General features: G+C 45.4%; 8 protein-coding genes. 4 read left to right on the top strand and 4 right to left on the bottom strand.

The genetic code is table 11. From position 1 onward, the window contains the following. Positions 1-203: 203 nt before the first annotated feature. The 3 genes from SWH54_11330 to SWH54_11320 are packed head-to-tail and all read right to left on the bottom strand — an operon-like array spanning position 204 to position 4,548. Positions 204-1,199, bottom strand: a complete 996-nt coding sequence (locus tag SWH54_11330) for a tRNA 4-thiouridine(8) synthase ThiI (GenBank protein MDY6791846.1) — start codon at positions 1,197-1,199, stop codon at positions 204-206. Positions 1,200-1,231: 32 nt separating this feature from the next. Next, positions 1,232-3,640: a hypothetical protein gene (locus SWH54_11325; GenBank protein ID MDY6791845.1), complete on the bottom strand. Its 2,409-nt coding sequence runs from the start codon at positions 3,638-3,640 to the stop codon at positions 1,232-1,234. Positions 3,641-3,657: 17 nt separating this feature from the next. Further along, positions 3,658-4,548, bottom strand: coding sequence for a serine/threonine-protein kinase (locus SWH54_11320; protein ID MDY6791844.1), 891 nt, complete (start codon positions 4,546-4,548; stop codon positions 3,658-3,660). A gap of 163 nt (positions 4,549-4,711) precedes the next feature. Here SWH54_11320 and recQ point away from each other — a divergent pair, with 163 nt between their 5' ends. The 4 genes from recQ (at position 4,712) to SWH54_11300 (ending at position 11,381) form a co-directional block, all read left to right on the top strand. Then, on the top strand, positions 4,712-6,895 hold the full coding sequence (gene recQ, locus SWH54_11315) for a DNA helicase RecQ (GenBank protein MDY6791843.1): 2,184 nt from the start codon (positions 4,712-4,714) through the stop codon (positions 6,893-6,895). Between the two features lie 468 nt (positions 6,896-7,363). Next, entirely contained in the window at positions 7,364-8,611 is a 1,248-nt protein-coding gene (locus SWH54_11310) for a beta-ketoacyl-[acyl-carrier-protein] synthase family protein (GenBank protein MDY6791842.1), read from the top strand. Further along, positions 8,604-9,824 (top strand): beta-ketoacyl-[acyl-carrier-protein] synthase family protein, encoded by a 1,221-nt coding sequence (locus SWH54_11305; GenBank protein MDY6791841.1) that lies wholly within the window; start codon positions 8,604-8,606, stop codon positions 9,822-9,824. Before SWH54_11310 ends, SWH54_11305 begins: the two co-directional genes overlap by 8 nt. Positions 9,825-9,854: 30 nt before the next feature. Further along, positions 9,855-11,381 (top strand): long-chain fatty acid--CoA ligase, encoded by a 1,527-nt coding sequence (locus tag SWH54_11300; protein MDY6791840.1) that lies wholly within the window; start codon positions 9,855-9,857, stop codon positions 11,379-11,381. A 338-nt stretch (positions 11,382-11,719) separates the two neighbouring features. On the opposite strand, the gene SWH54_11295 is transcribed toward SWH54_11300, so the two are convergent. Next, on the bottom strand, positions 11,720-12,613 hold the full coding sequence (locus SWH54_11295; GenBank protein ID MDY6791839.1) for an MBL fold metallo-hydrolase: 894 nt from the start codon (positions 12,611-12,613) through the stop codon (positions 11,720-11,722). Positions 12,614-12,756: the final 143 nt, after the last annotated feature.

Raw genomic sequence — 12,756 nt, 5'->3', positions numbered from 1 at the left:
TGACAGCCCTTACCGGATGGGTTTTGAACCCATTAGACTCCTTCAGCGAATTTCAAATGTGGCTCTTTCGCCACCTATTCCAACGCTCCAGACTTCGCCTGGCGCTACGATGTTCGATGTTTATAGTCTTTTGATATGATAGGCAGGTTATTTTCGGTTACAGTGCTACAAAAAGTGGCATATCTTAGCTTTCTACAAAGTCATCAAATCATCAGGTGCCTGACATCTGAAGGCGGTATTTCATCCACCGTGATGATTTCCTGCCCCGAAGGCGTTTTGATGGAAACATTTACCGGTGCTGCTCCTGTCGATTTGCTGTATCCTGCGCATATGGATGCAGCCGTAACCATTGCTTCCTGGTTGACAGTTTGGGAAATCACGGTGATAGGGCCGGGAAAATTTTTTACTTTTAGCAAGGTGTCTGCAGCCGGATGATAATATTTTAATATATTCTCATTGTCCCTTTGGGTTCTCCCCACGATTATTTTTATTTTTTCGTTTAAACGAAAATGGCGTCCGTATTTTAACAGATGAAGCTCTCTTTCGCTACAGTTTTCCCGATGTTTAAAAAGGTCTTTAAGACGAAGGGAAAATATTTTGTCACAAAGCAGGCACCCCCCTGCGGGAGCAGGATAATCATTAATACCGAGTTTTATTGCCAGCTCTATCTGGGGTTTGCGGGACCGACCTGAGATATCGAGAAAACCCTCTCTTTTTACCAGGCCCTTTTTTTCTGGAATTGTTTCAGGCAGTCTTTTGGCGCATAAAGGGCGAACTATTAAGCCGTCAAAACCGGAATTTTTTTCCACATAACGAAGGGATGATTTTGTCTGAGACATGGGGCGTTGTCCGACCACTTCGCCGCTGAACAGAAAATCAAAGCCTTTATTTTTCATGATTCGGCCGGCATGCCTGAACATTAAGGCGTGGCAATCCATGCAGGGATTCATGTGCTGGCCGTAACCGCACGGAGGGTTTTTCAGCATTTCAACATAGGGTGCGGTGATATTCTTTATGGTCAGAGGAATGGCTGTAATTTGTGCTGCCCGGCGGGCCTTTTGGGCGGAAAAAAACGGTGTTTCAAAAGTCACCCATTCAACCTCTATCCCCTGCTCGCGCAAAACCAGGGCAGCCAGAATGCTGTCAAGGCCTCCGGAGCACAGTCCCAGAGCCCGAACTGTTGGTGGTGGTAAATTCATATGTCAGGCATTTTAAGCCACAGTGTGAGGCCTTAGTAAAGATCATGGACATTTTTTAACCGGTTAATCATATCAAAAAGCTCATTTTCAGACATCTTAATATAGGATTTCAGTGTCTGGGCCCGCTCATGGTCATACACAGAGACGATACCGACCAATTTTACGGCCAGAGGATAATCGTTAACGATAAACGGTTCGGCCTGCAGCACCTTCATGATTCTGCTCATCGCCATTTTTGAATCGGCATTTTTTATCATCGGAAGCAGGGTTATTATCTTTTTCTTGTCCAGAATACCGACCGTATCCGTGTCACGCACAACATCTGCCAGCTCGGCAAGAACCGCATTCATCACCTCTCCCCTGGTGACCGATCCCTTGGGAAGAGGTTTTTCCGGCGTCACCTTTAAAATTGAAAGCAGCATAATTGAAAAAGGAGTTCCATAACGAACGGACCGGGAGATTTCTTTTTCAACAAAATAAAGGGTGCTGTTACGATTCAACACGCCTTTTGGAAGACCTGGTTTTTCTTTTTTCTTTTTCTGTCCCTCCTTTTGTTCTGCTTTTTTTTTCGACTCGTTTTTTTCCTCAGCCGCCTTTTGCTCCGCTTGCTTTTTCAATTCGATTTTTTCCTGCTCCTCCTTTTGCTGCGCTTCCCTTTTCAACTCCTCTTTTTTCCGTTTTGCTCTCTGCTGGTCGAGTTTACCCTTGGAGATTTCAGCCAGCATCTGCTTGATATCGTTCTCATCAAGGCCCTTTTCCCGAACGGATGATCGTACGTTTTCGAGAATCGCCTTAAGGTCCTCTCCCTCCTTTGCGTCTTCCTCAAAAATACCCAGGATACTTTGACCCCCTTTGCTATCGGAAGATTCATGACGCTTGGCCCAATCAGACTGAAGCTTATTAAAGCATTCCTCCATGCGTTCTTCCAGGCGCTTTTCAACCGAACTGATGATATCCTTATTGACATCTTTTTCCTTTAAACTGCCGACAATTTCTGATTCCACTTTGGAAATAATGTCTTTAAGGTACCTGCCTCCCTCTTCACCTTTTTGCCCAGCAGCATCAATTGATATCTTTGATCCAACCCGCTCAACATAATCCACCAGCAAATCCGATAAAACCTTTTCATCCCCGGTTCCTTTTTTAATTTCAGACGCCAGATAAATAAGTTCGGCCGCTCCTGCCGGATCAACCTGGACTTCACGTATGAGCTCTTCGGCATCCACGCCGATCTCTTCAGCACTTTTCTTGAGTATTTGCGCAAGCTCTTCGCTTTGCAACTCCTTTCCCAATTCCTGGGCCAACTCAGCGAATTCAGGAAGTGACATGCCTTCTGCTAGCAACGCCTCTTTTATCTTAGGCAGCAGGCGTTTAATTTCTTCCGGTTCCGGAATCATACGCCGAATGATCTGGCCAAGACGTTGAACCGATACCTTTCCCTGCTTGTATTCTTCTTTAACAAGCTGAATAAGTATACCGTCCATCATGGCATTGGTTTCATCCCGTATCATTCCTTCATTTTCAAAAACAACGCCCATGGCCTTCTGTGCTTCGATTTGCTCCAGCAAATCTTTTTTCATGGCAAGGACCGCCCGGGCCAGTTCCGGCATTTGTATGTTCCCCTCGCCCGACATGGCGGCTTCGACCTCTTTCTTGAGCACATCAAGCTGTTTGATAATCACATCACCGGATTTGCCTTTCTCTTCACCGCCTTCTGTGGAAACGGAAGGTTCTTTATCGGTGGGTGTCCCTAAACCGCCGGAGCCGCCTTTTTCATCGCCGTTGCCTTTGGAAGCGGAAAGATCTTTATCGACGATTGCCTTTGAAACACCGGTCGGATCTTCCATGAGACTTTTTATGGAAAGCGATTTTTCAATTTCTTCCATAACGATATTTTCAACCATCATATCCATAAACTTCGTTTTTGCCGTACTCTGGGTCGCTTTGGGCACGCCTGGCAGGTCTTCAACGATGGTATCCTTGGAAACAATCTTATCATCCGCAGTCATTTTCTTATAAATAATGTGGTTTATCCTGATCCTGTTTACCTTACTGCGGGAAAGCGCTTTTTTCATGCGCTCTGCGGTGGAATATTTTTTAAGATCGGAAAAAATCTCAATGAAAAGATTAAGCTCATCGCTTTTCATTCCTTTTTCAAAGGAGATGGATTGAATCCCGGCTTTTTTAAAATGGCTCACCATTTTAGTAGTATTGATGCGGGAATCCAACGGCTCTTCTTCGATAAAGAATTGCTCCTGATGCATAATCAGAACAATTGGGGAAAAAGTACCCAGCGTCTCTGTAATGGTCTTGTAATAATTATTCATGGAATCCACAGTAAAGGGATGATCTATATTGTACATGGATAGACGATTAAATAGCAGCGTAAACGCTCTGCCGATTTTATCGACTGTTTGTTTCTTAAGTTTGGATTTTGTCATTTTGCTGCCCCTATTTATTATAGGTATTTTCTGCGATATTCCTCAAGGTCATTGATGAAGTCCCGACAGACGGCATATCTTTCATCAGGATCAAAGGCAGTTGCCTTTTGCACAATGATGTCCATATCCCGGTTGAGCCCGGGGTTGAGTTCAGAAGGCTTTTTTTGAAAAATTCCATTTTTATTCAATGCTTTTTGTTTCAGTAACTCCGCTTTGGATTTATGCTTGGGTAAGGGCAATTCAGATACCAGCATCTGAAACAGCATGGTGCCCACTGCATAAATATCAATCCTGCTGTCCATTTGTGTTCTGAGCACCTGCTCCGGGGCCATATACGTGGGAGTCCCCAGCAGCATCGGGTGTTTCTCATTTTCTCCCCGCAGAACCTTTGCCACCCCAAAATCCGTAATCATTGCTCTTTGGGTATGTTTTTCGATCAATATGTTGGCCGGCTTAATATCTCTATGAATGATTTCCTGGGTATGGGCATAATTAAGGGCATCAAGCACCTGGCTGATAATTCGGATGGTGGTATCGAGCGGCAGGAGACGTTTTGAAGGCAAAATATTTTTTTTAGCCATGGCAAGTGATTTGGCCACAGAAAGCCCTTGAATCAGTTGCATGGTAAAGAAAAGAAATTCATCTGTTTCTCCCACTTCATATATCTGAAGAATGTTGGGATGCGATAGAATGGCGGCTGATTCCGCTTCCTGGCGGAACAGATCCGCTGTCTTTTGGGTAAGAAGACTTTTGGGGAGTATTTTGACCGCAATCTGGCGTTTCAATGACCGTTGATATGCAATAAAAACAACAGCCATACCGCCGCGGGCCAACTCTTTGATTATGGTAGATGTTCCGAGTTGCCTGCCGATAAGATGGTCGACTTTAAGTTTTGCAATTGAAGTCATAAAAACAACTCTCCGGACTTGAGGAATCTTTGGCGTTGTGGGTTAAAAATCCCATAAATTAAATATATTATATAATATTATAAAAACTCGGGAAGGTCAAGCAAAGAATGGCGACACAAAGAAACGTTGATACCGGGTAAAAAGTTGTATATACCAGGTGTAAATGAAAGGCAATCCTGAAAAAATTCTTAAAAAAGTGTTCGCTTATGATGAATTCAGGCCGCTTCAGGCTGAGGTCATTGACAGTGTTCTTCACAGACAGGATGCACTTGTCATTATGCCCACCGGCGGTGGAAAATCCCTGTGTTACCAAATTCCGGCCTTGATTTTTAGCGGCCTTACCATTGTGGTATCCCCCCTGATTTCTTTGATGAAAGATCAGGTTGAGCAACTGGCGGAACTGGGAGTATCTGCGGTCTGTCTGAACAGTTCGATTTTGCCGGAGGAGTACCAAAAGAATATCCGCCTTGTCAAACAGGGTCAGACACGCTTTGTTTACGTTGCCCCTGAGACACTGCTTAAACCCGGAATAATTGACCTGCTATCATCGGCAGGAGTTAGTTGTCTTGCCATTGACGAAGCTCACTGTATTTCAGAATGGGGGCATGATTTTCGTCCTGAATACAGGCAACTTGCCGGTGTACGATCGCGTTTTTCCGACGCTGTCTGCATTGCACTAACAGCCACCGCAACGCCTCGGGTCCGACAGGATATTAAAAACAGCCTGAATTTTGCCTCATCCAATGAATATATTAGCAGTTTTAACCGGGAAAACCTGTTTATCAGGATTGTCCCTAAATTAGACCCTGTGGACCAAACCGTCTCATTTATCCGGCAGTTTGCTGATCAGTCGGGAATCATATACTGCTTTTCCAGAAGACAGGTGGATGACCTTGCGCAGATACTGGAGCGAAAAGGCTTTTCAGTGCGGCCTTATCATGCCGGGCTTTCAGATGAAACGCGAAAAAAGAATCAGGAACTTTTTATAAAGGATGATGTGCTTATTATAGTCGCCACCATCGCATTCGGCATGGGCATCAACAAGCCCAATGTGCGGTTTGTGATCCATTATGACCTACCGAAAAATATTGAAAGTTACTATCAGGAAATAGGCAGAGCAGGCAGGGACGGTCTACGTTCCGAGTGTATGCTGCTGTTCAGCTATGGAGACATCCAGAAGATCAAGTATTTTATCAATCAGAAACCGGCACATGAAAAGCGCGTGGCAAACATTCATCTTCAGGCTTTGCTCAAATTTGCAGAAACCGACATATGTCGCAGAATACCGCTTTTGGGCTATTTTGGTGAAGCGTACTCCATAAAAACGTGCGGCATGTGTGATAACTGCCTCTCGGATAAAAAAGAGCTTAAAGATATCACCGTTTATGCACAAAAATTTCTGTCCTGTGTCAAACGAACGGGAGAAATATTCGGTGCCGCCCATGTGATAGATGTTCTGCGCGGTTCGGAATCAAAAAAAGTGTTAAAATTTGAACATCAAAGCCTATCAACTTATGGAATCGGTAAAGATCTGACCAAAAAGCAGTGGTTTCACCTGTCCCGTCAGTTCTTGCATCAAGGATTGGTAACACAGGATATGGATTATGGAGGATTGAAGCTCACCCAAAAGGCCTGGGAGGTTTTTCAAGGCAAAGAAAAGGTTTACGGCAGGATTGAAGCGGATGAAATTAAGATCGTTAAAAAAAGGCCGACTGAAAATATCACCGATTATGATGAAAAACTCTTTGACCGCTTAAGAAGAAAAAGAAAACAGCTGGCAGACGAGGCCAGGATTCCTCCTTATGTGATCTTTTCAGATCGGACTTTGATCGAAATATCCGCATTTTTTCCTCAAACCATAGACAGCATGAGGCATATTTACGGCATTGGTGAGGAAAAACTGAAAAAATATGCCTTTATCTTTCTGGAGATTATTTGCCAGTACTGTGAAAAGCACGGTATTAATGAAAAACCGAAAGAAAGTGCCCCATTAAAAAAGAAAATTTCCAAACCGTCCCGGAAGCTCAGGCATGTCGTCATCGGCGAAGCGTACAATGCCGGAGATTCCATTGAAAAAATCATGTCCCGGTACCGCATCAAGCGGGTGACGGTTTTGGATCATCTTTTTAAATATGTTATAGCCGGCAACCCAATCCGCTCGGACGGATTGCTGGGCGTTTCAGCGCTTTCCCAACAGGAGGTACAACCCGTTTTAGCGACTTTCGCCAGCCTTGGCCCTGAGTACCTGTCTCCGATTTTCCGGGCACATCATGGCCAGATAAGTTATGAAGACCTCAAAATCATTCGTTTGTACTATCTGAGCGAAAAATCCTTTCAAAATAGATAAAGTTGAATCTGGTTGCCGACCGGCCTTTCTGTTGGGTCACTTTTATTAACCATGTTCTGATGTCTAAGATGGACTTGACACTTTTAATGGCATTTTGTTAATTCAAAGGAAAAAATGTTAGCATTTATACTGTCTGCCTTAAATATGTTCCGTTTTATATGAGGAAACTGTCTGAGTGTATTAGAGATGGTTGAGAAAGAACGATGATGGAATATGGTCCATTTATTAAAATAGTTCTCATGGTAAAATCGTTATAACACAGTCAGTCTGTTCTTTCTTTACCATCTCTTATATACGAGTTTTTCATCGTTTAAAACGGAATATATTTATGGCACTTACTATAAAATCCGATTGATTCGAATTGATCGGAACCGGTCATCTTATGAGATCCGACTAAGCTCTCGCACTCTCATTTTGCCGAATAGAAGGGCAACTCTTAAACAACGAATGTATTAAAAATAAAACGCCATGCAACCAGAAAGAGTCGTCATAACGGGCCTGGGAACCATAAACTCTATCGCCAACAGCGTGCCCGATTTTTATAACGCCTTACGTGCAGGTGTCTGTGGCATTGGCCCCATTACTGTTTTTGATACTACCGACTCCAGAACCCGGACCGGAGGAGAAGTAAAGGGGTTAAGACATCAAGATATATTACCGCGCGAATATTCGGTGAAAAGAATGTCCCGCTCGGATATTATGGCCATGGCTGCAGCCCTGGAGGCTTTAGAAGATGCAGGGCTTTTTCCTCTACCGGAGGAACTGCTGGAGGACACCGGTGTGGTGATCGGAGGTGGGGCCGGAGGAATGCTGGAGTGTGAGGAGGCTTACAGATTCTATCACAAAGGTATGAATAAGCGCGTCCGATTTTCCCGTTTTTCCTCGTTGTGTTGCGCTTCTTCGGCGGATCACATTGCCTCCAATCTTCTAACTATGGGTCCTAAAACCACCTTCATGACCGCCTGCTCATCCGGAGCGACAGCCATCGGGTACGCCAGGGACCTGATCCGTAGCAAAATGGCCAAAATCATCATCGCAGGCGGTACCGAACCCCTTTCCAGAATTACCTATGCTTCATTTAATTCGTTGAAGGCAGTGGATAAAGAATACTGCAAGCCTTTTGATAAAAACCGCCAGGGTCTTTCCCTGGGAGAAGGCGCCGGAATCATGATCCTCGAATCATTGAGTCATGCGCAAAGCAGGGATGCTCGAATTTGCGGGGAGGTTCTGGGATATGGCGTGAGTTGCGATTCATACCACATGACTGCACCTGACCCGCAGGCCTCCGGTGCAGTGCGCTGTATGAACGCTGCCCTGCAGGATGCCGGAGTTCACCATTCATTGGTCAACTATGTCAATGCTCACGGTACGGCTACACCGGCAAATGATGTCATGGAAACCCGCGGAATTAAAAACGTATTTGGTCAAAGAGCGTATGAAATCCCGGTCAGTTCTACCAAATCGATGACCGGCCACACCCTGGGTGCTTCGGGAGCGATTGAAGGCGTGGCCTCTGTTTTAGGAATTGTCCATCAATTTATTCCACCCACCATTCACCGAACTGAGCCCGATCCTGACTGTGATCTTGATTATGTGACAGAAGGTTCGCGGAAAGCGGATCTCTCAATCGTTCTTTCCAATTCCTTTGCCTTTGGTGGCAACAACACTTCCATCACCTTTGGAAAATTTACCGAACAGGGCATTATTAATGAATAAACGAGTGGTAGTCACAGGCGTGGGGATGGTCACTCCTTTAGGGACGGGAAAAAGTCGCTTTTCACACAACCTTTTCCAAGGAGATTCAGGCATCTCTCCAATTACATCTTTTGATACATCCCGGTTTCCCTCCAGGCTGGGAGCGCAGGTGTCCGACTTTACCCCGGCAGATTTTATTTCTAAAAAAAACTTAAGAAAGATGGATCGTCTTTCCCGCCTGGCAGCAGCTTCAGCACGGATGGCCATTGATGATTCCGGAGTTAATTTAGATTGCATCAACATGGACCGGATGGGAATTATTTTAGGCACGGCCTATGGAAGCACCGATGTTTCGGTTCAATTCGCAGGAATACTTTTTGATGAAGGCCCCAGGATGGTCAGCCCCATCCTGGTACCCAACTCGGTAATGAACGCCCCTGCAGGGCACACATCCATAGAGCTTAAATTCAGGGGCATAAACTCTACCGTGAACCACCACGAAGCTTCGGCGGAGACCGCCATCGCCTATGCAGCCGCAGAGATAAAACGGGGCAGTGCCGATGTCATGCTGGCCGGAGGCACTGAAATTATTTCAGAATTCTTTTTTGAAATTTTAAACAAGTTCAGAGCGCTTTCTTGTGCAAGCCAAGGCTCGGAGGAAGCCCGTCCCTTTGACACGCTGAGAAACGGCTTTGTCGTTGGTGAGGGATCGGGAATTTTGTGCCTGGAAGACCTGTCGCAGGCCGAAGCCAGGGGAGCCATTCCGTATTGTGAAATTGCAGGATGGGGCATGAGTGCTTATCCGTCCTCACCCACCGATTGGCCATCAGATCCTAAAGGACCTGCTCTGGCAATGACAAGGGCGCTTGAATCAGCAGGAATCGGACCCGATGAAATCGATTATGTTTGTGCCTCTGCCAACGGTGGAAGACAATTGGATGTTCTCGAAGCCGAGGCTCTGTCCAGTGTGTTCGCCGCAAAAGGGAAAAGACCCTATATCTCTTCCATCAAAGGGGCTGTCGGCGAAAGCTTCTCTTCAGGAGGAATAAGGGCCGCCGCCATGGCGCTATCAATAAAAGAAACAGTCATTCCTCCCACATTGGGACTTAATAATCCGATAATGCCCCTTCGGTTCGTCGTAAATAAAAAGAAGAAGACCCGGGTTGATTTCGGCATGGTAAACGGTTTCTCATCTGGCGGAACATTTGTTTCTATTATATTAAAGGCACTTTAAACTTGAAAAAGCAAAAGGAGTAAAAGCTCGATGAATTTAGGAGAATGGATTTACAAACGCGCCCTGACTTATCCGGACCGCCCCTTTTTAAAATGCGGCAATCTGGAGTACAACAACCGGCAGTTCAATGAAAAGGTAAACCAGATGGCCCACGCGCTTATCAAGCTGGGGGTTAAAAAGGGTGACCGGGTGGCAACCTTGATGGGTAATTCCAGCGAATTTTTAGAGATCTTCTTTGCCTGTGCCAAAACGGGAATGATTATACTTCCCCTTAACTTCAGGCTGGTGGTGCCGGAGCTTGAATATATTATTAGCGACTGTACTCCCAGCGTTCTCATCTACTCTTCTGATTTCGTAACAAAAGTAGAAGAAATTAAGGCCGACCAGGACAAGATTAAACACTATCTTAAACACAGAGGAGACGAACTGGCCGATGATCTTTCAGTGGTGGAGTTCGCCTCTTCGTGCCCAGCCGAGGAACCGGTTCTCAAAGAGGAAATTGCATTCAAAGATCCACTTTTAATCATGTACACTTCCGGAACTACCGGTGGTCCCAAAGGTGCCATGCTTTCTCACGAGAATTTTTTCTTTGGCGCCATCCATTCAATGATCAGCTACGGTATCAATGCAACCTATAAATCCCTGGTGATTGCCCCTCTGTTTCACATCGGGGCTTTGGCCGCATCGGCCACGCCGATTATTTATGCCGGAGGTTCGCTGGTGATCGAAAGCTTCGACAACCCATCTGAAATCAGCGATCTCATCTTTAAAGAAAAGATCAATTACATATTCGCCGTACCGGTAATGTATGAGATGATTGCAAAAACACCCAGGTGGGAAAAGGTTGACTTCTCTCACGTCCACTTCTTCATTGCAGGCGGAGCTTCCATGCCCGTTCCCTTGATCCGAAAGTACCAAAAAGAAAAGGGCATCAGATTTGCACAGGCATATGCGATGACCGAGACACTTCGTTTAACCACCCTGGACCTTGAAGATTCAGCGCGAAAGGCCGGTTCAGTCGGCAAAGAGGTGTTTCACATCCTCCTTCGAATCGTAGATAACGACGGAAATGATGTTCTACCGGGTGAGCCCGGTGAAATCATTGTTAAAGGTCCAACCATCTTTTTGCAGTATTGGAACAAACCTGAAGAAACCCGAAAAGCATTTCAAAACGGATGGTTTCATACCGGGGACATGGGCAAACGGGATGAGGAAGGCTTCCTTTACATTGTAGGGAGAAAGATAGATTTGATTATAAGCTCGGGTGAAAACATCTATTCGGTTGAGGTTGAACGAGCCATCGAATCAATCCCGCAGGTAGAAGAAGCGGCGGCAGTGGCGATGCCTGATCCAAAGAGAGGTGAGGTGGTTGCGGGATTTGTGTTATTGAAGAAAGGCGCCGGCATAAACGAAACCGGACTGATCGAAGCCCTCCAGGGAAAGATCGCTCATTTCAAGATTCCCAAGAAAGTCTTCTTTATAAAAGACTTCCCCAGAAACAGCGCAGGAAAAATTCTTAAAAGAGAACTCAGGGCCCGGCTTAATCCTTCACGCTGACAATTTGAGGGGTTGAAGGCACTTTTGCTAACCCGTTTGAGCTTTAATGATTGTGAGTGGTTTGTCCGGAGAAGCGCCCATTTGCCGGTATCCGCCTTAACAAATAAGTCATGCACTCTGTACTCGCCCCCTATCTTTTAAGTTAAATCCATACAGGCAGAGACGATCAACGCTGCCGTGGGGTTCTGTCCATTGGGGCTGGTTCGAATCAAATCTCAGTCCGCCTAGGCGGACCGTACGCCAGTTTCTCAAAATTATTGTTAAGGCGGATACCGGCAAATGGGCGCTTCTCCGGACGAACTGAGTCGAGATTGAAAAACTTCCCGCCCCTCGATTATTCAGTCTGTCATATTTTTTGCTATCAACTTTACCTGAGCCCGGGTGTTCAAAAGGAATGCCTCTTCGGGTTGCTTTCCCTTGCGAAGAGTCAGGTACTCTTCATCCTTAATACGCTGGATGACCTTCTGCTGATCCATTTGCGCTTCTTTAAGATATTGTTCGATCATTGTTCGAAACGCCCTGCAATCGGAAAGAGATGCAGCGAAAAATTTTTCTGTCACCTCTTTCACCACCTGGTGATGGCCCATGACGATTACCTTTGGTTGCTTTTGGCGAATTCGCTGGATTGATAAAATATAGTCATCATAGTTTGATAGAAACTGGGGGGACACCCAGAAGTCATCTCCTGGAATGATTCCCACCGCTTCACCGGTCAGTATTGTCCTGCTGCGGGGAAGAAAAAAGCTTAAACTGTCCCAGGTATGACCGGGTGTGCTTATGACTTCAATAGACTCTCCGCCTCCAAGATCGACCACATCACCGTCTTTAAGTACCCGGCCGACGTTTAATGCAGCGTAATTAAAATCCTGGGGAACAAACTCTTTGGCTGTATCATATTTTTTGACCAGACCCTGGTTTAGCCTGGCGATTGTTTCTATTACCCTTTCCTGTTCAAGCAGTTTAACAAACTTTTTGCTTCCGCCCAATCTCATTTCAGAGAAGTGACGAAGAAGGTATGGGGCACTTCCCACGTGGTCAAAGTGCCAGTGAGAAAAAAAAAGATAATCCGGTTGTCTCTTTTTCCCCAGGAGTTCGACGATATCGTTTAAATATGCCGGGCCCATAAAAGTCGGCCCAGCATCTATCTGGACAACCCTGTGTTTTCCCATAGCTAAAAAGGCCGGCTGCCGAACACCGCCCAATCGATATAGTCCGTTTACAATTTCATCCATAAAAGCCAAATAATCACAAAACTTCTAATTAGTGTCTGAACGACAATTGAAAACTGTTTGAATTTACGATGTAAAATCGCATAGAAGTAAAACGAAGATTTTCCAGAAAATGCATAATTTACTTGCATTGGCAACTCGTTAAA

This window comes from Thermodesulfobacteriota bacterium (genome assembly GCA_034189135.1).
GTDB lineage: Bacteria > Desulfobacterota > Desulfobacteria > Desulfobacterales > JAUWMJ01 > JAUWMJ01.
The sequence above is the reverse complement of the archived record's forward strand: the minus strand, read 5'-3'. Positions and strand labels throughout refer to the sequence as shown.